Annotated in this window: 19 protein-coding genes; 7 read left to right on the top strand and 12 right to left on the bottom strand. The window is 59.1% G+C overall.

Annotation, left to right across the window (positions count from 1 at the left end; genetic code table 11):
- Positions 1-142 precede the first annotated feature (142 nt).
- Positions 143-1,600, bottom strand: coding sequence for an energy transducer TonB (locus tag K3G63_RS19035; protein WP_220615723.1), 1,458 nt, complete (start codon positions 1,598-1,600; stop codon positions 143-145).
- Between the two features lie 166 nt (positions 1,601-1,766).
- Here K3G63_RS19035 and K3G63_RS19030 point away from each other — a divergent pair, with 166 nt between their 5' ends.
- Positions 1,767-2,687 carry a pirin family protein gene (locus tag K3G63_RS19030; protein WP_220615722.1) on the top strand — a complete coding sequence of 307 codons (921 nt, stop codon included), beginning with the start codon at positions 1,767-1,769 and terminating at the stop codon, positions 2,685-2,687.
- 53 nt (positions 2,688-2,740) lie between these two features.
- On the opposite strand, the gene K3G63_RS19025 is transcribed toward K3G63_RS19030, so the two are convergent.
- Entirely contained in the window at positions 2,741-4,966 is a 2,226-nt protein-coding gene (locus K3G63_RS19025; protein WP_220615721.1) for a S9 family peptidase, read from the bottom strand.
- 170 nt (positions 4,967-5,136) lie between these two features.
- Here K3G63_RS19025 and K3G63_RS19020 point away from each other — a divergent pair, with 170 nt between their 5' ends.
- Positions 5,137-6,099 carry a hypothetical protein gene (locus tag K3G63_RS19020; protein WP_220615720.1) on the top strand — a complete coding sequence of 321 codons (963 nt, stop codon included), beginning with the start codon at positions 5,137-5,139 and terminating at the stop codon, positions 6,097-6,099.
- Between the two features lie 101 nt (positions 6,100-6,200).
- Here the strand turns inward: K3G63_RS19020 and K3G63_RS19015 are convergent, their stop codons facing one another.
- Positions 6,201-7,700 carry an OmpP1/FadL family transporter gene (locus K3G63_RS19015; RefSeq protein ID WP_220615719.1) on the bottom strand — a complete coding sequence of 500 codons (1,500 nt, stop codon included), beginning with the start codon at positions 7,698-7,700 and terminating at the stop codon, positions 6,201-6,203.
- A 78-nt stretch (positions 7,701-7,778) separates the two neighbouring features.
- Positions 7,779-9,071 carry a hypothetical protein gene (locus K3G63_RS19010; RefSeq protein WP_220615718.1) on the bottom strand — a complete coding sequence of 431 codons (1,293 nt, stop codon included), beginning with the start codon at positions 9,069-9,071 and terminating at the stop codon, positions 7,779-7,781.
- A gap of 187 nt (positions 9,072-9,258) precedes the next feature.
- Between K3G63_RS19010 and proS the strand changes: the two genes are divergently transcribed.
- On the top strand, positions 9,259-10,734 hold the full coding sequence (gene proS / locus K3G63_RS19005; RefSeq protein WP_220615717.1) for a proline--tRNA ligase: 1,476 nt from the start codon (positions 9,259-9,261) through the stop codon (positions 10,732-10,734).
- Between the two features lie 68 nt (positions 10,735-10,802).
- On the opposite strand, the gene K3G63_RS19000 is transcribed toward proS, so the two are convergent.
- Together K3G63_RS19000 and K3G63_RS18995 are read right to left on the bottom strand one after the other, a co-directional pair.
- Positions 10,803-11,048, bottom strand: a complete 246-nt coding sequence (locus K3G63_RS19000; RefSeq protein WP_259404572.1) for a hypothetical protein — start codon at positions 11,046-11,048, stop codon at positions 10,803-10,805.
- A gap of 47 nt (positions 11,049-11,095) precedes the next feature.
- The gene (locus K3G63_RS18995; RefSeq protein ID WP_220615716.1) at positions 11,096-11,614 is read right to left on the bottom strand and encodes a GreA/GreB family elongation factor; all 519 of its coding nucleotides are present in this window, start codon (positions 11,612-11,614) and stop codon (positions 11,096-11,098) included.
- Positions 11,615-11,734: 120 nt separating this feature from the next.
- On the opposite strand from K3G63_RS18995, the gene K3G63_RS18990 reads away from it, so the two are divergent.
- Both K3G63_RS18990 and floA read left to right on the top strand, forming a co-directional pair.
- Positions 11,735-12,202 carry an NfeD family protein gene (locus K3G63_RS18990; RefSeq protein WP_220615715.1) on the top strand — a complete coding sequence of 156 codons (468 nt, stop codon included), beginning with the start codon at positions 11,735-11,737 and terminating at the stop codon, positions 12,200-12,202.
- Between the two features lie 85 nt (positions 12,203-12,287).
- Positions 12,288-13,295, top strand: coding sequence for a flotillin-like protein FloA (floA, locus tag K3G63_RS18985; RefSeq protein ID WP_220615714.1), 1,008 nt, complete (start codon positions 12,288-12,290; stop codon positions 13,293-13,295).
- A 93-nt stretch (positions 13,296-13,388) separates the two neighbouring features.
- On the opposite strand, the gene K3G63_RS18980 is transcribed toward floA, so the two are convergent.
- Positions 13,389-15,431: an OmpA family protein gene (locus tag K3G63_RS18980; RefSeq protein WP_220615713.1), complete on the bottom strand. Its 2,043-nt coding sequence runs from the start codon at positions 15,429-15,431 to the stop codon at positions 13,389-13,391.
- Between the two features lie 374 nt (positions 15,432-15,805).
- On the opposite strand from K3G63_RS18980, the gene K3G63_RS18975 reads away from it, so the two are divergent.
- Together K3G63_RS18975 and chrA are read left to right on the top strand one after the other, a co-directional pair.
- Positions 15,806-16,780 (top strand): isopenicillin N synthase family oxygenase, encoded by a 975-nt coding sequence (locus tag K3G63_RS18975; RefSeq protein WP_220616043.1) that lies wholly within the window; start codon positions 15,806-15,808, stop codon positions 16,778-16,780.
- A 193-nt stretch (positions 16,781-16,973) separates the two neighbouring features.
- Positions 16,974-18,203 carry a chromate efflux transporter gene (gene chrA / locus K3G63_RS18970; protein ID WP_259404571.1) on the top strand — a complete coding sequence of 410 codons (1,230 nt, stop codon included), beginning with the start codon at positions 16,974-16,976 and terminating at the stop codon, positions 18,201-18,203.
- 87 nt (positions 18,204-18,290) lie between these two features.
- Here the strand turns inward: chrA and rfbA are convergent, their stop codons facing one another.
- The 5 genes from rfbA to K3G63_RS18945 form a co-directional block, all read right to left on the bottom strand.
- A complete protein-coding gene (rfbA, locus tag K3G63_RS18965; RefSeq protein ID WP_220615712.1) occupies positions 18,291-19,169 on the bottom strand; it encodes a glucose-1-phosphate thymidylyltransferase RfbA in 879 nt (292 codons plus the stop codon).
- A gap of 92 nt (positions 19,170-19,261) precedes the next feature.
- Positions 19,262-20,269 carry an SDR family oxidoreductase gene (locus K3G63_RS18960; RefSeq protein WP_220615711.1) on the bottom strand — a complete coding sequence of 336 codons (1,008 nt, stop codon included), beginning with the start codon at positions 20,267-20,269 and terminating at the stop codon, positions 19,262-19,264.
- A gap of 110 nt (positions 20,270-20,379) precedes the next feature.
- Complete coding sequence (gene rfbB, locus K3G63_RS18955) at positions 20,380-21,432, bottom strand: dTDP-glucose 4,6-dehydratase (RefSeq protein WP_220615710.1); 1,053 nt, start codon at positions 21,430-21,432, stop codon at positions 20,380-20,382.
- A 91-nt stretch (positions 21,433-21,523) separates the two neighbouring features.
- Positions 21,524-22,549, bottom strand: coding sequence for a UDP-glucose 4-epimerase GalE (gene galE, locus K3G63_RS18950; protein WP_220615709.1), 1,026 nt, complete (start codon positions 22,547-22,549; stop codon positions 21,524-21,526).
- Positions 22,550-22,672: 123 nt separating this feature from the next.
- Positions 22,673-23,968, bottom strand: a complete 1,296-nt coding sequence (locus tag K3G63_RS18945; protein ID WP_220615708.1) for a nucleotide sugar dehydrogenase — start codon at positions 23,966-23,968, stop codon at positions 22,673-22,675.
- Between the last annotated feature and the right edge of the window lie 48 nt (positions 23,969-24,016).

Below are 24,016 nucleotides of genomic sequence, written 5' to 3'. Positions count from 1 at the left end.
CTCCCATCCGGCAGGGAGTTTACCGCTGGCCGGTTTCAAGCCTCGGCGGAGCTAACCTAAGCGTGCCCCTAGGCTAGGTCCTCACGCACAACCTGGCCTTGTCCGAGGGCCCGAAAAGAAGTCATTCAGCTACTCGTCCGAGCTAGTCCAGCCGGGCCAGGGTCGCTTCTAAGTCGGAAAGGGTGGTTTCCTGGAAGCGCAGGGTGTCAGAGGGGGTGCTGGTGGTGGCTTCGCGCCGGGCCAGGAAAGGCGTACCGTTTTCGTAGCGCAAGCCCAGCACGACTACAGCCGCGCCGGTAGGAGCAGTGGCAAAGTGGTAGCCCGTAGCGTGCGGGGTGCCGGCCAGTACCATCCGGCGGCCTGGCACCAGCAGGCGTACTGCCGTATGGTCAGCCTCGGAAGGGGTAGCAGCCGGTATGTAGAGCGCCGCCGCCGAACCAGCCCAGGCTTGCCCCACGGCCAGCCACCCCAGCTTGGTAGGTTGCAGCGCGTTGGGGGCCGGCGCTAATTCGTCTGGTCCCGATTCAGAAGCTACTACAGGCTCGGATTCCGGAGCCGGGTCGGGGGCGGAGGCAAGGCCGGGCTGGAAGTTAAACCGAATGGGCAGCACCATTTTTACCTTTACAAAACGTCCATCCTGCTGGCCGGGCGTCCAGTGGCCCGAGGTTTGGCGCAGCACGCGTAGTACTTCGTCGTCGCACCCGTCGCCGAGGCCACGCAGGATACGGGGACTTTGCACACGGCCGGCTTCATCTACCACGAAAGAGGCAAAAACCAACCCCTGCGTCTGGTGTTCCTGGGCCTGGCGGGGGTAGCGAATCAGGCGGTTAATGTCGGCAGGGCCCTGGCCGTAACGGGGCATTTGCTGGGCCGTAGTGTACACCTGCTCCGAGGCGGCCGTGCTGGCCTCTCCTTCCAGCCACCGCACGGGCGCGCCCGGCTGAGGCACCTGGCCATAGAACAGCGGCTTGGGCGTGTGGCTGCCGGCCAACTCCAGCTGCAGGCTACGGCCAGCCGCCAGCAGTAGCTGTTGCCCCCCAGCCGTAGCTCGCACGAGTACCGCGCCGGTTAGCTCCAGGGGCGCGCCAGCCAGCGTTTCGGTTAGCAGATTGGAGAGCAGCATATCGGAAGCGGCGTAGCACTCCTTCAGCTCTACCCATACTGCGCCGGTGGCCACGCGCTGCTGCTCATCAACCAAAGAACCGGCCGGAATCCGCACCACGGTTCCTTCCCGGCCGCGCACTTCGGCCGCCTTCGTGGGGTCAATCTGGAAGTACTCGCTGGCTTTTAAGGTGAGGTCCTGCAGGCTGGCTTCGGCCGGAGGGGTAGCGCCACCCAAACTGGCGGGGCGGCGGGTGCTTCCCCGGTACACCACCAATGGGGCCCGGCGGCTAGTAGGCTGCTCCAGCCGGTGCCAGTCGCGGCGCACGGGGGTAGCGGCCGTGGGCTGGGCCAGGGAGTCATACGCAAGGCTGTCGGCCAGGGCAGGAGCCGTAGCAGATGGTTCGGGCTGTTGGGCAGCGCGCTCGGGTTGGCAGGCAGCCACCAGCGCACCAGCTACGCCTACAAGCAGAAAACGAATGGGGGTAAACGTTGGCATAGGACCACTCTACGCGGGAAACACCAGATTTATTGACCCAAGGTTACGTTTTTCTGCTAAATAGTTGAGTAAAAATCAATTTAGTTCTATTCCCCCTCCCCAGGTGGCTGTTTGTCACGGCCAGTCACCTGGTTTTATCTACCTTGCCCACCACTACTTTCTGCCTATGCTCGACCAAGTAATAGACGCCCGACAGGCGGCCCTCAGTCCTGGTTTTGAAGTGCGCCGCATTCTGCCCTACCGCCTGCGGCGGATGCTGGGCCCTTTTATTTTCATGGACCACGCCGGGCCGGTTAGCTCTGTACCGGAAAAACTTTCGGAACTGGATGTGCTGCCGCATCCGCACATCGGCCTTTCTACAGTCAGCTACCTGTTCGGCGGGCAGGTAACCCACCGCGACAGTTTGGGCGTGGAGCAGATTATCCGGCCGGGCGAGGTAAACTGGATGACGGCCGGCTCGGGCATTGCCCACTCCGAGCGGTTCGAGGACCCGGCCGCGCTGGCCGGCGGCGCGCTGGAAATGATTCAGACCTGGGTGGCCCTACCCGAGAAGGACGAGGAAAGTGCCCCCGCCTTCAGCAACTACCAGCCCCACGAGCTGCCTATTTTTACTGATGCCGGTGTGTGGATGCGCCTGATTGCCGGCGACGCCTTCGGGCTGCGCAATGAGGTAAAAACCCACTCGCCCCTGTTTTATCTGCATGTTATTCTGCAGCCGGGCGCCCGCTTCGGCCTACCCCGGGGCTACCCTGAGCGCGGGGCCTACGTAGCCAAGGGCCTAGTGGAAGTAAATGGCCGCATGTACGGCCCCGGCCAGCTGCTGGTGTTCACGCCCGGCCTCGACCCGGTGCTGGTGGCCCGCGAGGCCAGCACGCTTATGCTGCTGGGCGGCGAGCCGCTGGGCGAGCGGTACATCTGGTGGAACTTCGTGTCGTCGCGCAAGGACCGGATTGAGCAAGCCAAGGCCGACTGGCAAGCCGGCCGGATTCTGCTACCTCCTACCGATAACGCGGAATTCGTGCCCCTGCCCCAGGACAAAACCCGCCCCGCCGGTACCGGCTCGCCCCCGCCGCAGGCCTTGTCATAAAAAACAAAAGGCCCCAACCGCAGTGGTTGGGGCTTTTTTGTAGGGTAAGTCGATTACAGATTCTGGAGCACGAAATTGGTCATCTGGCGGTAGAGGTGCAGGCGGGTGTTGCCCCCGTAGATGCCGTGGTTGCGGTTGGGGTAGTACAGCGTCTCGTAGTCCTTATTGGCCTTGATCATGGCTTCCGTGAAAGCCACCGAGTTCTGGAAGTGCACGTTGTCGTCGCCGGTGCCGTGCACCAGCAGGAGCTTGCCTTTCAGCTTATCGGCGTACTGCACCGGCGAGTTGTCGTCGTAGCCCTGGGGGTTCTGCTGGGGCGTTTTCAGGAACCGCTCGGTGTACACGGAGTCGTAGTAACGCCAGTTAGTGACGGGCGCCACCGATACACCCATCTTGAAGACATCGGCGTTTTTGGTCAGGGCCAGGGCCGTCATGTAGCCCCCGAAGCTCCAGCCCCAGATGCCAATGCGCGACTTGTCCACGTAGGGCAGGGTAGCGAAGTATTTGGCGCTTTCGCCTTGGTCAATGGTTTCCAGCTTGCCCAGGTTGGCGTAGGTGCTTTTCTTGAACGCTGCCCCACGTGCACCCGTGCCGCGGTTATCCACACTCACAATGATGTAGCCCTGCTCGGCTAGCAGCTGGTGCCAGAGGTAGTTGGTGAAGGCAATTCCCCCACCCGCGTCGTCTTTCACGGTCTGGGAGCCGGGGCCACCGTACACGTACATCAGCACGGGGTATTTCTTGCTGGCATCGAAGTTAGCGGGCTTGAGCACCGAGGCGTTCAGCTCTACCCCTTCTGCAGTTTTGAACTTGATGAACTCCAGCTTGCCCAGGTTGTACTGCGTCAGCTTCTCGCGGAGCTTGGCGTTGTCTTCCAGCACTTTCACCAGCTTGCCATCCTGACCGTTGCGCAGACTTACCACCTGGGGCTCACCAGCCTGCGAGTGGTAGTTGAGGAAGTAACGGGTATCGGCGCTCATGTTCACCACGTCGTTGCCGGGGCCGGCTTCGCTGAGGCGGGTTTTACCCTTGCCTTTCAGGTCGATGCGGTAAAGGTGGCGCTCCAGGGGCGAGGCCTCGGTGCTGGTGAAATACACTACCCCCTTCTTCTCGTCGAAGCCATCAATGCTGGTAATTTCCCAGTTGCCTTTGGTGAGCTGGCGTACCAGCTTGCCGTTCAGGTTGTAGAGGTAGAGGTGGCGGTAGCCGTCCTTTTCGCTGCTGAACAGGAACTCCTTGCCGCCTTCCAGGTAGCGCAAATCGTCGTTCACCTCTACGTAGGCCGGGTCGGTGTCGGTCAGCACTACCTGGGTTTTGCCGGTGCGGGCATCGGCGTGCAGAATCTCCAGCTTGTTCTGCAGGCGGTTCATGCGCCTGATGCTGAGCAGGTTGGGCGTCTGGGTCCAGATGATGCGCGGAATGTACTGGTCGCGCTCCGGGCCCACGTCCATCTTGGTGTTCTTGCCGGCGGCCACATCGTAGGTCGAGATGCTCACTACGGAGTTCTTCTCGCCGGCTTTGGGGTACTTATAGCGGTAGTCTTTGGGGTAGAGCGGGCCCCACTCCTGCATGTTGTACTCGGGCACTTCCGTCTCGTCGAAGGTGTAGTAGGCCACCTGCCGCGAGTCGGGCGACCATTGAAAGCCCTGGGCAAACTCGAACTCTTCCTCGTACACCCAGTCGGTGCCGCCGTTGATGATGCGGTTCTGGGCGCCGTCGGTGGTCACGGCGGTTTCCTGCATAGTAGCCAGGTCCACCACAAACAGGTTGTTGTCGCGCACGAAGGCTACGCGCTTGCCATCGGGCGAGAAGGTGGCGTAGAGCTGCTTGCCGGCCGTTTTGCTCAGGGGCACCAGCTGCTTGCTTCCCCGGTCATACACGAAAAAGTACGACTTGCTGCTGCGCCGATAAATCGGCTCGGTGTCGGTGCTGAACAGGATTTTCGTTTCGTCGGCATTGAAGCTGTAGCCATCCACCGCCAGAGGCTGGCTTTGGCCGGGCAGCTTCAGATCCTGGCCGCTCACCAGAGTTTGCACGGGCTGGCCGGTGGTTACGTCGTTCTGCACCAGGTTGCCCTGGCTGAGCGAGGAATAGTAGCGGCCATCCTTCATCCAGTTGAAGCCCGGCACGGAGCGGGCCGCGAAGGTGCCTTTCTGCCAGATGTCTTCGAGGGTAATGTTTTGCTTTTGCTGGGCAAAAGCAGCCGGAGCGGTACCGGGGAGCAAGGCCGGACTGGCCGTAGTCAGAAACAGGGCCAGGCCCAGGAAGCGAAAATTCATGCAGGTGGAAGTAAAATGTCGGCGGAAATCAACCGTTAAGGTAGGAAATGCAGGCAGCATGGTTGCACGCGGCAGCCGCCAGCCCGGCACAACCCTATAATTACCGGGGCCTTGGTGGCGGTTTATTCTCCTAGATGAATCACGGCTAATATCCCGACCTTTACGTGGCTATGCGTTTCCGTTTTCTTGTTCCGGCCTTCTCGCCTATCCTTTTTCTGACTTCCTGTGAGCCCAGCCTGCAGTCGGGGCCCCGTGTTGAGCTGGTGGGCAGCAGCCGCTTCACTACCGCCGACCGCCGCCTGACCACTCCCGGCGATACCGTGGCGGCCAAAGTGTATGCCGAAGCCGACGACAGCCCCCTGCAGCGCCTGACCATCACGACCGAGTACGTACCCATTCCGGAACCCGTCTTCTACGACCCGCCCTACGACCTCGACGATCCGCCCCGGCGCACCTACACCTACCTGGACTCCAGCCTGACCGCCGCTGATGCTGAGCGCATAGCTTTTCAGCATGTGCTGGGGGCGCGCACCACGGCGGGCCTGGAGGTGTGGCGCTACCAGGCTACTGATGAGGAAGGCCGCACCGGAGTACGCAGCTTCCGCCTCCGCCTGGGCCGGACCGATTCTGTCCAGGCTTACCATAGCTACACCGTGCCCGTGCAGCGGCCCGACTCGGCGCGGAGCCCACAAGGACCCGGGCTCCGCAGCTTCCTGGCCTTACGCGAAGGGCTCGTATTCCCGAAGTTCTCCGTGCATAACCTTCCCGAAAATCAGGCGTTGGTTGATGTGGTATACCTGCCCCAGCGCGCTACGGGGGCTCCTACCCTGGCCACGGCCCAGGACGATACGCTGGCCCTGAAATGGCCGACGCGGCGGGCTACGGTTATCCGCTCCACAACCTTAAATGCTACTACGTTTGCGGCGGTAGCCACTGAGGCTGGCTTCGCGGCGGCTTTCACCCAAGGCAATCTATTCACGCCTCGCGCTACCAGCACCGGGCCGCTCACCAAGGGTCAGGTTATTGCCTTTCAAACCCCCGCCCCGGATAGCAGGTACGGGTTAATTTTGGTGCAGGACGTTATTACTACGGGCATCCGCACCTTGGTGCTACAAGTGCGGGTAGCCAAATAAGCTACCCGCGCGGCACTCATGGCGTTGACAGTACCCAGTAACTCAACGGGGCGCCTCTGCCTGAGACGCCCCATTGGGTTAGTAGCTGCACAAATGGAATATTAGAACTGGAAGCCCGCCGTGATGGTCGTGGTGAAGCGGTTGTCATCCACGCTAACGCGTGGGGTATTCTGTGGGGAAGCCAACTCGTAGGGCGTGTACACCTGCTGCCCGGAAGAATAAACGCCGGCTACATCCAGGAAAAAGTTGTTCTGCCGCAGGCCCAGCCCGGCCGTGTAAAAGTTGCGGGTGTTGGTAGAGGTGCTGCTGCTCACTTTGTATGGACTGCCATAGCGCGCATAGCCTGCTCGCACCCGGAAGATGTCGAGGCGCAGTTCGCCACCCGCCCGCAGGTTCACCGTCGACTGGTATTGCTGCCGGATATTGTCGTTGGCAGGCCCCAAATCGTCGGGCGACACAGCCGTTGAGTTGCTGTCGTCGTAGCCCAGCCGGGCCTGTCCGTAGTTCACGTACTCCGCATCGGCGCTGAAAAAGCCGTTTTTGCCTACTACTACCGCCACGCCACCCGTCGCTCGAAACGGAGAGGTGATAGTATAAGCCAGGTCTTCGGCCGGGTAGTTGGCGTCGCCTGAGCTGAGCGTGCTGCCATCCACAGTAATCGGCGAGTCATAGGTCGTATTCAGCGAGGCACTGTAGGTTTCCACCACCTGCGAATAGGTAGGGCTTTGGATGGAAGCTCCCAGGCGAAGAACGTCTACGGGCCGGTAAATTACCCCCAGTCGCGCATTCACGCCGGTGCCGCGGGTTTGGGTATTCTCCCGCAGCGTAAGGCTACCGAAGGCCGTACCCGGATTGCCGCTCGGCGCGGCCGGGTCGGTGGCCGTTAAAGTCGACACTACATCATAGCGCGTTGAGACAATGCCGATGGCCCCGCCAATGTAGATTTTGTCGCGGTAGTTGTTAGCGTAGCCAAAGTCGAACTGGGTTTGGCCGCCGCTGCGCTGAATGGTTTCGCGCTGGGTTAGCTGGCCGGTATTCTCGTAGTCAGCCGGGATATACGTACCCTGGGCATCTCGCTCAGTCAGGTAAGCCTCGTAGGCCAAGTCGTCCAGAATGTTACCCTGGCCTTCGCTTAGGCGCTGCAGAATATCCTGCTCCAGCCGCGGGGTAGCAGAGTAGCGGAAATTCTGGTTGAAATTACTGAGCCGGTTTACGCCCAGGGCAAACGTACCCCCACGCCAGTCAGCCTGGTCACTGTCAGGCCGCCGAGCCGAAAAAACTACCCCCAGGCTACTTACCTGTAGGTTGTTGCGGGAATCGGTAGTGCTGGTGCCAAAGGCCTGACTGGTGGTATTGCTGATGCCCAGCCCGGGGGAAAAGCTTATTTCGGAGCGCTGAAACAGCCCTAGTCCGGCGGGGTTGGTTACGAGGCCGCCAAAATCGGCCCCCACGGCGGAGGTAGCACCGCCAATGCCCAGGGAGCGGGCCGTACCGGCCGGGCTGGTTTGCGAAAAACGGAGCGCGTCGGCGGCGGTTTGGGCAAAGCCGTAGCTAGCCGGGCTTAAAAAAGCCGCAGCCAGGTAATATTTCAGGTTTTTCATAGGGGGAAAGGAGCGCCGGCTCCTGGCAGAGCCGGCGATGCACATAGAACAGGTAGTACCTACTCCAGAGTAGGCTGATTAATTACCCCGGCCGCGTCCGCCGCCGCTGCTGCTGCGGCTGCCACCTCCGCCGCCACTGCTGCCACCCCCATCAAAGCTACGGCTAGGTGCCGAGTACGTGCGGGAAGGCTCCGAGTATGTGCGGGATGGTTGCGAATACGAACGGGCAGGCTCTGAAGACTCGGAGGATGAACGGGTAGGCTGCTCGTACACCCGTTCCCGGCGCGGCTGAGCGGTGGTGCCGCTTTCGGCAGCCGCACTGCGGCTGCCACTGGTATTATCCCAGGTACGACGGCTGCGGGTGGGCTCGGCTCCGGCTTCCGTAGCCGCACCCGTTCCTGATTCGCTCAGCACGCGCCAGCGGCGCACCGGCTGGGTAGTGGGCACCGCCTCGGCTACCCGGCTCTCCCCGGTGGTAGTTGTGCCGGGCTGAACGCCGCCGGGCGTAGCCTCGCGGAAACGGCCCCGACCGCCCGTGGGCGACGGCACGACAGTAGCGTTGGAACTAGCGGTACCGCTCGGAGCAACCAAGCCACCTTCTACTACACCCCGGCTGCGGCTGCCCGTGACGGCACGCGGAGTATTCTCGGGGTAGCTGCCAGAAGTGCCCGCCAAGCGGCTGCGCGTGCCGGTTACAACTGAAGGCTGGGGTCGGGCAATGGTGTAGCGGCCACCATAGTAGCCCCCTCCGTAGTAGCCGCCCAGGCCACTGTAGTAGCCACCTAAGCCGCCATAGTAGCCGCCCCAGGGGCTGCCATAGCCGTACGGGCTATAACCGTAACCATAATCAAAGGGGCTGTAGCCATAGCCGTAATAGCCACGCCACGGCCGGTACCACGGCCGCCCGAAGCCGATGTTAATGTTCACGTAAGTACCCAAGCCCCAGTATGGGCTATAGAAGGGGTCATAATACGCGGCAGGTCCCCAGGAGGAATAAGCCGGTCCGCCGTACCAGAAGGGGTCCGTATAGGCGAAATCGTAGTAGCCCAGACCTAAGCCCCGGTAGGCGGGCTGGTGAAAGCGCCGCAAGCGGGCCGCGTAGTAGTCATCGTCATAGTACTCAGGGCTGCCCGTGGCCTGGGAGCCGCTGGTGCCTGCGTAGTCCGGGTTAGCGACGTCGCCGGTGTCTTCGGTAGTGCCTTCGGGGCTGGCTGTCGAGGCAGTTTCCACAGCCGGAGCCGTTACCCGATCTTGCGAGGAATAGTATACGCCGTCACTCTCCGTAGTCTGGGTGAGGGCCGACGTGCCGGCGCAGCCTCCTAGCGTAAGCAGGGCCACGGCGGGAAATACGGATGGAAATAATTTTTTCATGGCTGCTTACGCGTAAGGAATGATTCGGAAGATGAAGAGCGAATGTAAGCCGAGGCCCCAGGACTACTACGAGCCTGAACCTCCGGATTTAATAACGTAATTTGGACCCGAAACGGTGCCCTATTTTGTGCGACAAATCTTGTACCAAAAAGGGGAACTTTTTCACTACCTCTAAGATACTCTGAATATGAGCAAAAGTTTGCCCAAGCGCAGTGAAGATTACTCGCTGTGGTACAACGAGTTGGTAAAGCGCGCTGGTTTAGCTGAAAACTCTTCCGTGCGGGGCTGTATGGTGATTAAGCCCTACGGCTACGCCATCTGGGAAAAGATGCAGCGCACCCTCGACGATATGTTCAAGCGCACGGGACACCAGAACGCGTATTTTCCCCTGTTCGTGCCCAAAAGCTTGTTCGAGGCTGAGGAGAAAAACGCCGAGGGCTTCGCCAAGGAATGCGCCGTAGTAACCCACTACCGCCTGCAGAACGACCCCGATAAGCCGGGCAAGTTGCGCGTAGACCCAAATGCCAAGCTCGAAGAGGAGCTGATTGTGCGCCCTACTTCGGAAGCCATTATCTGGAGCACCTACAAAAACTGGATTCAAAGCTACCGCGACCTGCCCCTGCTCATCAACCAGTGGGCCAACGTGGTACGCTGGGAGATGCGCACCCGCCTGTTTCTGCGCACCGCTGAATTCCTGTGGCAGGAAGGCCATACGGCCCACGCTACCGCCGAGGAAGCCCTGGCCGAAACTCGTCAGATGCTGGAAGTGTACGCCCAGTTTGCGGAGGAGTGGTTGGCTCTACCCGTGGTAAAGGGTGTGAAGACGGAAAATGAGCGGTTTGCCGGGGCCGTAGAAACCTACTGCATCGAAGGCTTGATGCAGGATGGCAAAGCCTTGCAGGCCGGTACCTCGCACTTCCTGGGGCAGAACTTTGCCAAGGCTTTCGATGTGCAATTCACCAACAAAACCGGGCAGCTGGAGCATGTATGGGGCACGAGCTGGGGCGTAAGCACCCGCCTGATGGGTGCGCTGGTGATGGCCCACTCGGATGATGAAGGCCTAGTGCTACCCCCCAAGCTGGCTCCAATCCAGGTAGTGATTGTGCCCATCTACAAAACCGGCCAGCTTGAGGAGCTGATGGAGCGCATCCGGCCCATGCAGATGGGCCTGATTGAGCGCGGCATTTCCGTGAAGGTAGACGACCGGGACACGGAGCGCCCCGGCTTCAAGTTTGCCGAGTGGGAGCTGAAAGGTGTGCCCGTACGCATTGCCGTGGGCATGCGCGACCTGGAAAATGGCACCCTGGAAGTAGCCCGCCGCGACACCAAAGAGAAGCTGACCCTCCCCCTCTCGGACATCGTGAACAGCGTGGATCAGCTGCTGCAGGACATTCAGCAGAACATCTACCGCCGCGCCCTGACCTTCCGCGAGGAGCACACCACCCGCGTGGAAAGCTACGAGGAGTTCAAGCAGGTGCTTGATGGCAAAGGCGGCTTCGTGGTGGCTCACTACGATGGCACTTCCGAAACCGAGGAGCGCATCAAAGAGGAAACTAAGGCTACCATCCGCTGCCTGGCTCTGGCCGAGCCGGAGGAAGAAGGTATCTGCATCGTGACGGGCAAGCCCTCTACCCGTCGCGCCCATTTTGCCCGCGCCTACTAGGGCGTACTGAAGCGGGAGCTAAAAAGCCCGTCATCCTTTGCTCTGCTCAGGATGACGGGCTTTTACTTTTACTGAGCCGCGGCAATGGCCTGTTTCAGCTCCTCATCGGAAAGGTTTTCCTGCCAGTCGGGGGCTAGCTCCAGGCGTACGGTTTGGGCGCCGCCAGTGGGGGTACATACTACGGTTACGCCGCTTTGGTCGGTGGTGCTGCGCTCTACGGCTTCGGCAGTGGCGGCAGTTTCTACGCCGGCATAGGCTTGCACGCAGGTCCAAGTGGTGTTATGAGAGTCGGTTACTTCGCGTTGTGTCATCATGCCAGGTAGTACGCCGGAGCAGCGGCCAAGTTCCCTCTGGCGGTCGGCTACTCCCCGTCGTAGTGAATGGCGGCTACTTCCAGTTCTTCCGCCTTGGGGCCCAGCTTCACCTGCACGCGCTGACCCAGCTTGGCGCCCTGCACGGCGCGGGCAATAGGAGCCACAAACGCTACCTTGCCCGCGGCCACCGAGGCTTCATCTACGCCCACAATAGTAAAGCGGCGCTCGGCCCCTACCCCTCCCACCGGCCGCAACGTAACGGTAGCCCCGAAGCGCACCTCCTTGGCCGGCTGGCTGCGGGGGTCCACCACTTTGGCGCTGGCCAGGCGCGAGTTAAGGGCGCTGAGCTGGCCGTTTAGCACCGTCAGGCGGCGGGTACGGTCGGCCTCGTTTTCCCGGTTTGCTTCGGCCTGGGTACGCTCGGCTTCCAGGGCAGCTAACTCCAGGCGCAGCAGCTCCAGGCCCTCCGGCGTAACGTAGTTGGGTGTGCCCGGGGGTAGGGCAGCGCGGGGCGGAATAATGGGGGCCTCCAGCGAATCATCTTCCTTGGTAAAAGCTCGGCTCATAGCTACTGCTAACGCACCCGTCAGGGTGGGGTTGCGGTAGTCAGGGAACCGGGAGCCGGAACTTCCCGCGCTACTGAGCCAGCTTCTGCGTATCTTTTCTCAACTAACCCTCCTACCCTTATGGACTGGCTCACGATTGCGCTGCTGCTTGTATTTGGCCTGCTATTCCTGGTGGCCGAAGTGATTTTTATTCCCGGTACTACCGTGGTGGGGCTGGTGGGCTTTGGCTTGCTGGTGGCCGGCATCTGGTTTAGCTACCGCGACTTAGGCGCTACTACGGGGCATATCCTGCTGGGTAGCTCCGCGGTGGCTATTGGGCTGCTGGTGTACCTGGGGCTGCGGCCCCGGGCCATCAACCGGGTGGCCCTCACCAACGTCAACCATGCCCGCGTGCACGATGTGCGCCACCCCGATGTGCAGCCCGGCACCACGGGCCGCGCCCTCTCGGCCCTGCGCCCGGCCGGCACTGTGCTTTTCGATGACGACCGCCGCGAAGTAACGACGCGGGGCGAGTTTGTGGCGGCTGGCTCGCAGGTGCGGGTGCTGGGCATTGAGCACAACCGCATTGTGGTGGAAGGCGTGGCCTGAGCAGCGGCGCAGTTCTCGTTTTTTGTTGTTAGTTGCCGGCCGTACGCCCCTGTCCCTACCCCCTTTATCCTTTTTAACCTCCTGCATGGATCTTCCCTTCCCCCTTTTCCCGATTATCGTCGGTGGCATTGTGCTGCTGGTGTTTCTGTACTTTTTCCCCATCAGCCTCTGGATTACGGCGCTGTTCTCGGGGGTGCGGGTAAGCCTGTTTCAGCTGGCGTTTATGCGGGTGCGCAAGGTGCCGCCGTCCCTAATTGTCAACTCCCTGATTACCTCCACGAAAGCGGGCCTGGAACTAACGGCCAACGACCTGGAAACGCACTACCTGGCGGGCGGCAACATTCCCAGCGTCATCAAAGCCCTGATTTCGGCCGATAAAGCCAACATCCCGCTTAGCTTCAAACAGGCTACGGCTATTGACCTGGCCGGGCGCGACGTGTTCGAGGCCGTGACTACCTCCGTAAACCCCAAGGTAATTAACACCCCCAACGTGGCCGCCGTGGCCCAGGATGGCATTCAGCTCATTGCCAAGGCCCGTATTACCGTCCGCGCTAACATTGCCCAGCTGGTGGGTGGAGCCGGCGAGGAAACCATTCTGGCCCGCGTGGGCGAAGGCATTGTAACCAGCATTGGCTCGTCTCGCTCCCACAAAGAGGTGCTCGAAAACCCCGACAAAATTTCCAAGCTGGTACTAAGCAAGGGCCTCGATGCCGGCACGGCATTCGAAATTCTCTCCATTGACATTGCCGACGTCGACATTGGGGAAAACATCGGGGCCAAGCTCCAAACCGACCAGGCCTCCGCAGACCTGCGCGTAGCCGAGGCCCGCGCCGAGGAACGCCGGGCCATGGCCGTGGCTATGGAGCAGGAGAACCGCGCCAAAACCCAGGAAGCCAAATCACGGGTAGTAGAAGCCGAAGCCGAAATTCCCAGGGCCATTGCGGAGGCCTTCCGCTCCGGCAACCTGGGCGTGATGGACTACTATAAAATGCGCAACGTGCAGGCCGACACCGATATGCGCGACTCCATTGCCAACCCCGGCGGCCAAAGCAGCAGCACCAAGCCCGGCCGCGACGAAGCCCGACTATCGTAGTTGCATCATTACGTTACCTATGCCAAAACAAGAGAGCCGGTTTCGTCCTGAAACCGGCTCTCTTGTTTTGGCATAGGTAACGCGCGTACTGCGTTACTTCTTGGTAATCCGGAACTCTACGCGGCGGTTCAGCTTGCGGGTTTCCTCCTGCTCGTTGCTGGCAATGGGCTTGCTCCCCCCGAAGCCTTCGGTGGTAATCCGGTTGCCACTGATGCCTTTGCTTACCAGGTACTTCTTTACCTCGTTCACGCGGTCCTGGCTAAGCTTCACGTTCAGTTGGGGGTCGCCCTGGTTGTCGGTGTGGCCTTCCAGCTTGATTTCCACTTGAGGGTAATCTTTCAGAATCCGAACCAGACGCAGCAGCTCGGGGTAGGAATTTTCGCGCAGGTAGTACTTGCTCTGGGCAAAGAAGATGTTGTTGAGCTTGATGCTTTGGCCCACTGCGAAAGGTACCAGAAACAAGTCCTGGTTTACCTCCGAGTACTTCTGGCGGTCCGTCACGTCGAGGTTGTCGGATTCGGCCAAGTAGTCTTTGGCTTCGGCCCGGTAGCCGTAGTGAGCCCCCGAGGGCAGCACAATAGTATAAGAACCGTCGATGGGGCTAGTTTCAGCTACCCCAATTTCCTCGCCGGTCAGCAGGTTTTCGTAGCGAATGGTGGCCGCTACCGGCTTCTTGGAGGCCGCGTCCAGCACCTTGCCGCGCACCAGGGTTACTACTTCCGGCCGGAAGGTAGGCGTCAGGCTGATGCGGAAAATATCCTTGGAGCCGCCAATGCCGTTACGCGCCGACACGAGATAGGCATCCTCACCCGCCGCCGATACGGTGTAGTAGGCATCGAAATCGGGGGAGTTGACACTGGCGCCCAGGTTGCGGGGCTTGCTCCAGTTGGTCCAGGTATCGTCGAGGCGCTTGGAGTAGAATACGTCGCTCTTACCGTAGCCGCCGTGACCCTCCGAGGCGAAATACAAGGTTTTACCATCGGCCGCCAGAAAGGGCGCAAACTCCGGCTTCTTGGTGTTGATGTTGGCCCCAAGGTTTTTAGGCTTGCTCCAGGTTTTGCCGTCGGCCTTCAGGAAGCTCACGAAGATGTCCTGCTCCCCCTGCCCGTCGCGGCGGTCCACGGCCATGAGCAGCACTTTGCCCGAAGTGGCGAGGTAGTAGTCTACGTTTTCTTCGTCGTTGTTATAGAAATCCTCGATTTCAATCTTCACCGGCTGGCTCCACCCCGTTTTTGTGCGCCGCGCCAAGCTCAGACCCTTAGGGTCCAGAGAGCCATCAGGGTTATACACATTGATGAGCACGGCCGTATTGCCATCCGACGACACAGAGGCCAACCCGTTGGGGCCGGGCGTATTAATGGGGCTACCGATGTTTTTGGCCTGATTCCAGGTTTTCTTCTGGGCGTTCGTTAGGTTGCTGTACCACACGTCCTGCACATCCTTGGCACCGCCCACGTTTTGCGGGCTTTCCTGGCGGGCAAAAAACAGGGTGCGGCCGTCGGGGGAAATAACCGGGTGGGTATCCACGTACTTGGAGTTGACGTTGGGCCCGAGGTTTACCATGGCCGAGTCGAAGGTGACGCCGGGCTGCTCGTTCTTGAACTCCTTTTTCACCATGGTTTCGGCCACGTCGGCAATGCCAATGGCGTCAATCTGGTTGACACCGTTCACGGCCTTGGTATTCAGCGTCACTACAACCCCAATGGTGCGGTACGTAGCGGGAGAGAAGGTTACCTGCAGGGAGCGAAACTGCTCCGGCACCGGGCCGGGGCTGTCGTTGGTATACACCTGGTGCTTGGCTCCGCGGGTGTCCACCAACTCAATCTTCGTGACGGAGCCAGGGTTGAAGTTCTCCACTACCGTCACCTGCTTAGCTACGAGCGACTTACCAAAGCGCACTTCGATAAACTCGTTGGTCCCTTCCTTTTTCGGAATCCAAGCCTCGTTACTGGCTTGCCCGAGCGGGGTAGCATTGGGTTCACCCAACACCTTTTCGGGTGAGAAGGCCTCTTTGCCCTCTGCCTTCTGCGACGACACGGCCACGATTTTGGCTGCCCATACGGCGTGTTGTGCCTTCGCAAGCGTACTTGCCCCTACTACCAACCCCAGCGACAACAGTAACTTTGTAACGTTCATACAATCAAGGCCAAAACTAAAGCTTTTGGGAGGGCACCTTCTCTCGAAAGGGAAGTTCAGAACTGTCAAGACGTCCTGAACCGGCCGTAAGTTTCGGGGCCGTGTAAAAGCCGTCCTAAAAGTACCGCCTATTGGGCTGCCCATTCATTACGTGCAAGTTAAAAAAGCCAAAATTACCACTGGCCCTTTTCCTCTCAATTCATCCGTCATAGCGGCTCCAAGCCGCCAGCTTGCTGTTTTTTTTGGCAACGCCCGCCGGCCGAAACGTAGCGTTGCCAGCTGCCGTTCAGCCCCTGCTGCTAAGTATGGCGGGCAATTTTTAAGTACCTTGCAGCTCCGTACCTCGTCCCCCCACACGTACATTTCTCTTCATGATGGAAGAAAAACTGCTGGAGGCAATTCCCTCCCTCGATTTGGCTGACTTCCGCTCTGGTGACCCGGAGCGCAAAGCCCGTTTTGTTCAACAACTCGGCGAAGCCTATCAGAATATCGGCTTTGTAGCCCTCAAAAACCACGGCCTCACCGACGAGCAAACCGAGAAGCTGTACTCCGACGTTAAGTCTTTCTTTGCCCTGCCCGACGACGTAAAGCGCCAGTACGAAAAGCCGGAGCTGGCGGGCCAGCGCGGCTACGTAAGCAAGGGCAAGGAGCACGCCAAGGGCCGCAACACCGGCGACTTGAAGGAGTTTTACCACGTGGGCCAGGAGGTTGACGACCAGAACGACCCCATCAAGTCGGAGTACCCCGACAATATCTGGCCCGCGGAAGTGGGTAGCTTCCAGGACACCTCCCTGACGACGTACAAAACGCTGGAGGCAGCTGGCAAGGACGTGCTGCGCGCCATTGCTCTGTACCTGGAGTTGCCCGAGAACTACTTCGACGAGAAGGTGCGCAACGGCAACAGCATCCTGCGGCCCATTCACTACTACCCCATCGAAAACCCCGATGAGGTGCCGGCCGATGCCGTGCGCGCCGCCGAGCACGGGGATATTAACCTGATTACCTTGCTGATGGGTGCCTCGGCTGATGGCCTGCAAGTGCTGCGCCGCGACGGAAAATGGATTCCGATTACGGCCCTACCCGACCAGATTGTGGTAAACGTGGGCGACATGCTCCAGCGCCTGACCAACGGTGTGCTCAAGAGCACCATTCACCGCGTAGTGAACCCGCCCCGCGAGAAAATGAACTCCTCGCGCTACAGCATTCCTTTCTTCATGCACCCCCGCTCCGAAATGAGCTTGGCCGCGCTGGAAAGCTGCGTTACCCCTGACAATCCCAAGAAAGAAGCTGACATTACCGCTGGCGAGTTCCTGAATGAGCGCTTGGTTGAGCTAGGGCTGAAGAAGTAACTTTCCTCACGCTTCTACTTGCAGCAGCAGGAATCCGGTTACGCAGCTGCGGGCCACCCAACGTTCTGCTGAGCCGCCAAGATACTATGGCTACTGTGTTTCCGGCCCCGGCTGCCTTGTGTAGCTGGGGCCGGTTGCTTTTTCGCCGACTTTCCGCGTCCTTGTCTGGTAGCCACCGCTTTTACTTTCGCCCTTGACTCCGCAAGAAGATATTACGCTGGCCCCGCCCCCGCGTCGCTCGGCCCGGGTAAAACGGGTGCGCAACTTTATTTTCCTTAAGGACGTGGCGGCCCTTGGCTTGTCGGCCTTTGGGGGGCCGCAGGCGCACATGGCCATGATGCTGCGCCTGCTGGTAGACAAGCGCCGCTACCTCACGGCGGCCGAGCTGCTGGAGCTTACTGCCCTGTGTCAGATTCTGCCCGGCCCTACCTCTACCCAAACCATTACGGCCATCGGGTTCCGATTGGGCGGGCCCAACCTAGCCTACCTTACCCTGCTGATCTGGATGCTACCGGCCGTGTGCATCATGACAAGCGCCGGCCTGACTATCAGCTACCTGGACAAGGCTCAGGTGGCCCGACTGGTGCAGTATGTGCAGCCGGTGGCCATTGGCTTTGTAGCTTACTCAGCGTACAAGATTGCCGAGAAGGTGATTCACACTAAAACGTCCGTGGCCCTGATGGTGAGTGCCGCCATGCTGGTGTACCAGTTTCAGGTACCCTGGCTGATGCCCCTGCTACTGCTGCTGGGGGGCCTGGTAACCACGTTTCGTTACCGGAAGCTACCCCAGGAAACCAAGGTACCCCTGCGCATTGAGTGGTCGAACTTTCTGCTGTGGCTGGGCGTGTTTGTGGGGGCAGCCGTACTGGGGCAGTATACCCAGCTGCTACCCGTACGCCTGTTCGAGAACTTTTACCGCAATGGCAGCCTCGTGTTCGGGGGTGGGCAGGTGCTGGCTCCTCTGTTCTACACGGAGTTCGTAGAGTTTAAGCACTACCTCTCACCCGAGGAGTTTCTCTCGGGGTTGGGCATGGTGCAGGCCCTACCCGGCCCGAACTTCTCGTTTGCTTCCTATATCGGGGCCCTGGCCATGCGCCGGGAGGGCAATGGGCTGGATGGGCAACTGTTGGGAGCAGTAGTGGGCGCCGCAGGCATCTTTATGCCAGGCACACTGCTTATCTTCTTTCTGATCCGCTTCTGGGACCAGCTGAAGCGCTACCGGGTTATCAAGGCCTCACTTGAGGGCATTAATGCTGTATCGGCAGGGTTGGTGTGTGCGGCCACCTTTTTGCTGTATCATCCCTTGCCGGATACGCCCGTGAATCTGGGGCTTATTGCTGCTACCTTTCTCGTGCTACTTTGGGACAAGATTCCGTCCTATCTCATTGTGCTGACTGCCTTGCTGGCGGGAATCTTATTCTAAAACACCGTGCCCACAGAAAACGCCCGGCTTTCCCTGAGGGAAAGCCGGGCGTTTTCTGTGGGCAGCGAGTATTTACTGGTAGCAGGGCTATCCTTTTACTACCAACTGTTCGGGCAAGTGAAGCAGGTAGTCGCCGTAGCCACTCTTGCGGAGCGGCTCGGCAATTTTACGTAGCTGATCCGCGTCGATAAAGCCCTGGCGGTACGCAATTTCCTCGATGGAGCCCACCTTCAGGCCCTGGCGCTGCTCAATCACGCGCACAAACTCGCCGGCTTGCATCAGGCTCTCGAACGTGCCCGTATCCAGCCAGGCCGTGCCGCGGCCCAGAATGCCCACCTTGAGCTTGCCGCGCCGCAGGTACTCCTGGTTTACGTCGGTGATTTCGTACTCACCGCGGGCCGAGGGCTGCAGGTTGCGGGCAATTTCTACTACCTCATTATCGTAGAAGTAGAGGCCAGGCACCGCGTAGTTGCTCTTGGGCTGCTTGGGCTTTTCTTCAATGCTAAGAGCCTTATTGTTCTGGTCGAACTCTACCACGCCATAGCGCTCCGGGTCGTGCACGTGGTAAGCGTACACTACACCGCCCTCGGGGTCGTTGTTCGCCTTGAGCAGTTCCTCCATGCCTTCTCCGTGGAAGATATTGTCGCCCAATACGAGGGCTACCTTGTCATCCCCAATGAAATCAGCACCCAGCACAAAAGCCTGAGCCAGCCCGTTGGGCACTTCCTGAATGGTGTACTGGAAGTTGCACCCCAGATTTTTCCCGTCGCCGAGCAGCTTCTGGAATTGAGCCTGGTCGTGGGGGGTAGTGATGATGAGGATGTCCTTAATGCCAGCCATCATCAGAATCGACAAGGGGTAGTAAATCATCGGCTTGTCGTAGACGGGCATGAGCTGCTTGGACACCGCCAGCGTGAGCGGGTGCAACCGCGTGCCGGAGCCGCCGGCGAGGATAATACCTTTCATGGAGTGGGGCTTAAAGTCTCTTTTTTGAGAATAGAAGAGCGTCAGGCTTCGGCTAGGTCTCTACCTGACGTTGCGTTTCTATCAGGTTGTCGCTAATTGCGCTCGGTAATGAACTCCTGGTTGGCTTTAAACCACGCCAGCGTTTTCTGCAGGCCTTCCCGAATACGAATTTGAGGATTGTAGCCGAGCAGGTTCTGGGCTTTGCTGATATCGGCCAGCGAGTCGCGGATGTCGCCGGGACGGTCGGGGCCGTACTCCGGGGTGATGTCCGAGCCGGCTTCTTCCTTCAAAATGTTAAACAGGTCATTAAGGGAAGTGCGGTCGGCGACGGCAATGTTATACACCTGGTTTACCGCTTCCGGGTTTTGCACCAGCGCCGCCTTTATGTTGGCCTGCACACAGTTCTCCACAAAGGTAAAGTCACGGGTCTGGCCGCCGTCGCCGTTCATGCGGGGGCGCTTGCCCTCCAGTACCGCATCGATAAACAACGGAATTACGGCCGCGTACGCCCCATTGGGGTCCTGGCGGGGCCCAAAGATGTTGAAGTAGCGCAGCCCGATGATTTCCATGCCGTAGGTTTTGCCAAACACGTCGGCGTACAGCTCATTGGCGTACTTGGTCACGGCGTAAGGCGAGAGGGGCTTGCCAATGCGGTCCTCCACTTTGGGCAGGGCCTTGTGGTCGCCGTAGGTCGAGGACGAGGCCGCGTACACAAAGCGCTTCACGCCTGCTTCCTTGGCTCCCACCAGCATGTTCACGAAACCGCCCACGTTCACATCATTGCTCGTGATGGGGTCGTTGATGGAGCGGGGCACTGAGCCCAGCGCCGCTTGGTGCAGCACCACATCAATGCCCTGGCAGGCATCAAGGCAGGTCTGCCGGTCCCGAATGTCGCCTTCAATAACGCGCAAGGCCGGGTTGCCTTCAAACAAGCGCACGTTTTTGCGGAAGCCGTTGGAATAGTTATCCAGCACGCGCACCTCTTTGGCGCCGTACTTGAGCAGATATTCAACTAGGTTCGAGCCGATGAAGCCAGCACCGCCCGTCACCAGGAAGGCCAGATTATCAAGGGGCTGATCGTGAAAAGGCGTGTTATACATGTTTTAATTGAGAATTGAGAATTAAAAATTGGCTGTTTAAACTGTGCTCAACCAGTCTTTGGGGGCTATGGGCACACTTCTTAATCCTCAATTTTTAATTTTTGCTTGAACTAGCGGTTGTATTGCTGCTGGTAGTAAGTCTGGTAGGCCCCGCTGGTTACGTGGTCAAGCCATTCCTGATTTTCCAGGTACCAGTCTACGGTTTGAGACAGGCCTTGCTCAAACGTTACGGACGGCTTCCAACCCAGCTCATTCATAATCTTGCTGGAATCGATGGCATAGCGCAGATCATGGCCGGCCCGGTCCGTCACGAAAGTGATGAGCTGGCGCGAGGTGCCTTTTTCCTTGCCGGTTTTCTCGTCCAGCGTGTCGCAGAGCAGATGAATGAGGTCGATGTTCTTCCACTCGTTTACGCCTCCAATGTTGTAGGTCTCCCCTACTTTGCCCTTGTGGAACACGGCATCAATGGCCGTGGCGTGGTCTTTCACGAACAGCCAGTCGCGCACGTTCTCGCCCTTGCCGTATACGGGCACGGGCTGGCCGTGCTGGATGCGGTGGATGGCCAGCGGAATCAGCTTTTCGGGGAAGTGGTTGGGCCCGTAGTTGTTGGAGCAGTTGCTCAGCTTCACGGGCATGTGGTAGGTGTGGTGCCAGGCCCGCACAAAGTGGTCCGACGATGCTTTGGAAGCCGAGTAGGGTGAGCGAGGGTCGTAGGGGGTGTCTTCGGTAAACATCTCCGGGCCCATCTCCAGCGAACCGTACACCTCGTCGGTGCTCACATGGTAAAAGGTCTTGCCTTCGTAACCCAGGGGCTTCCACAGGTTTTTGGCCGCGTTGAGCAGATGCACCGTGCCCAACACGTTGGTTTTCACGAAGGCCAATGGGTCGGTAATGCTGCGGTCTACGTGCGATTCCGCCGCCAGGTGAATTACGGCGTCGGGCTCCTCAGTGGCGAAGAGTTGGTCGACGAAGGCTTGGTCGGTGATATCGCCCTTCACCAGCCGGTAGTTGGGGGCCGATTCAATATCACGCAGGTTTTCCAGATTGCCCGCGTAGGTCAGTGCATCCAGGTTCAGGATCTGATACTCGGGATACTTGGTTACAAACAGGCGCACCACGTGCGAGCCAATGAAGCCGGCCCCGCCGGTGATGATGATTTTCATATGGTGAATGCGTAAATGCGTGAATAAGTAAGATAAGCGTGTAAAGCAAACGAGTTCAGTAGCGCACCAACCCACCCATTCGCTTATTCCCTTAGTTACTTAATGACAATTGCCACTTCCAGGCGCTGGCCAGGGCCTCTTCCAAAGTAGAGGTTGTTTGGAACCCCAATTCCTGGGTAGCCTTGGTTACGTCGGCGTAAATAGCCGGCACGTCGCCGGGGCGGGGCGGGCCGATAGTATAGTTGAGCTTTTGGCCCGTGGCCCGCTCAAAGGCCTGCACTACTTCCAGCACAGAGTTGCCGCGGCCCGTACCCACATTGTAGGTTTCGACGAGTTCTCCCTGCCCATCGAGAAGCCGTTGTACGGCGACCACATGCGCTTTGGCCAGGTCCACCACATGCACGTAGTCGCGGATATTGGTTCCGTCGGGCGTGTCGTAGGTGTCGCCGTAGATGGTGAGCTTTTCCCGAATGCCCGCCGCCGTCTGGGTTACAAACGGAATCAGGTTCTGGGGTACGCCCAGGGGCAACTCTCCGATTTTAGCGGAGGGATGCGCCCCAATAGGGTTGAAATAACGGAGCAGAATAGTGCGCATGCTCGCCCCAGGGGCCGCCGCTACGTCGCGCAATATGTCTTCACACATCTGCTTGGTAGCGCCGTAGGGCGAGTTGGCCTTTTTAGTGGGCGTCAGCTCGGTAACGGGCAGTGCGTCCGGCACGCCGTACACTGTGCAGGAGGAAGAAAACACCAGGGCTTCCACGCCAAACTCGCGCATTACCTGTAGCAGCGTCAGCAAGGAGCCCACGTTGTTCTGGTAGTATTCCAACGGCTTCTGCAACGATTCGCCCACGGCTTTGTAGGCGGCGAAGTGAATCACCCCCCGCAGGTTACCTTCTTCAGCAAACACAGCCCGCAGAGCCTCAGCATCGGTGCAATCGACGCGGTGAGCCGGCACCCGCACGCCGAGAATCTCTTCAATGCCTCGCAACGACGAGTCTTCGGAGTTGCTGAAGTTATCGATAATGATGGGCTGAAAGCCTGCTTCGTACAACTCAACTACAGCGTGCGAGCCAATGTAGCCGGCGCCGCCTGTCACGAGGATTTTGGTTCTCTCCATGGATGAAAGTGTGAAAGTGTGAACTAGTGAGCTTGTGAAGTAAGGGTAGTGTCTGGGTAAGTTATCGGCTTTGCTGGCACGGTAGCCCGATAACTTCCCTACTCACACTTCACAATTTCACCACTACAGGCTCCAGTAGGCGAGGTCCTGAATCTTGTCGCGGAACAATCCCTTGATGTCAACTAGCACGGCTGGCTGGTTGGTGAGGCTCTTGAAATAGGCTTCGTCCAGCTGCGTATAGGGCTGGTGGCTTACAGCCACGATGATACCATCGTAGTCGTTGCGAACTTCACTCTCGGGCGTGAGCCGGAAGCCATACTCGTGGTGCAGCTCGTCGGAATCAGCGTGCGGGTCCACAATGTCAACGTTTACGGAGAAGTTTTTCAACTCCTGAATAACGTCGGCTACTTTGGAGTTGCGGATGTCTTCCACATTTTCCTTGAAGGTAGCGCCCATTACCAGCACCCGGCTTTTGGCCACGTCCTTCCCTTGCTTAATCATGGTTTGCACCGTTTTGCGTGCGATGTACGCCCCCATGTTGTCGTTGGTCGTGCGGCCCGAGAGGATAACCTTGGCGTCGTAGCCTAGCTCCTTCGCCTTGTAGGTCAGGTAGTACGGGTCCACGCCGATGCAGTGGCCGCCTACCAGGCCGGGCGAGAACTTCAGGAAGTTCCACTTCGTGCCGGCGGCTTCCAGCACCTCGTAGGTATTAATGTGCATGCGGTCAAAAATCATCGACAGCTCGTTCATCAACGCAATGTTCACGTCGCGCTGAGTGTTTTCGATGATTTTGGCAGCCTCGGCTACTTTAATACTGCTGGCGCGGTGTACGCCGGCCTTTACCACCAGTTCGTAGGTTTTGGCAATTTCCTCCAACGATTCAGCGTCGCAGCCGGCTACTACCTTCACAATGCTGGACAGCGTGTGCTCTTTGTCACCGGGGTTGATGCGCTCGGGCGAGTAGCCTACTTTGAAGTCGGCCGGGTACTTCAGGCCCGAGAGCTGCTCCATTACCGGAATGCAGTCTTCTTCGGTGCAGCCGGGGTACACGGTGCTTTCAAACACCACGTAGTCGCCCTTCTTGAGCACTTTCCCGACTGAAGAGGACGCTCCGAGCAGCGGCTTCAGATCAGGCTGCGCATGCTCATCAATGGGCGTGGGCACGGCCACAATGAAGAAGGTAGCCTGCCGCAGCACGTCCAGCGAGTCAGTGAACTCAATGTCGCAGCCTTCAAAGTCCTTGGCATCCAGCTCCCCGCTCGGGTCAATGTTATTGCGCATCATTTCAACGCGTTTAGCATTGATATCGAAGCCGATAACCTGAATTTTGCGGGCGAATTCAAGGGCAATAGGCAAGCCTACGTAGCCGAGGCCGATGACAGCCAGCTTGGCCTGTTTCTGGAGAAGTTGCTCGTACACGATAGGAAATTTAGGACGTAAAGACGTTGGAGTCGGGGCTTACGAAAA

Source organism: Hymenobacter sp. HSC-4F20 (assembly GCF_019599275.1).
Taxonomy (GTDB): domain Bacteria; phylum Bacteroidota; class Bacteroidia; order Cytophagales; family Hymenobacteraceae; genus Hymenobacter.
Note: the sequence above shows the minus strand (reverse complement) of the source record. Positions and strands in the feature narration are given on the sequence as shown.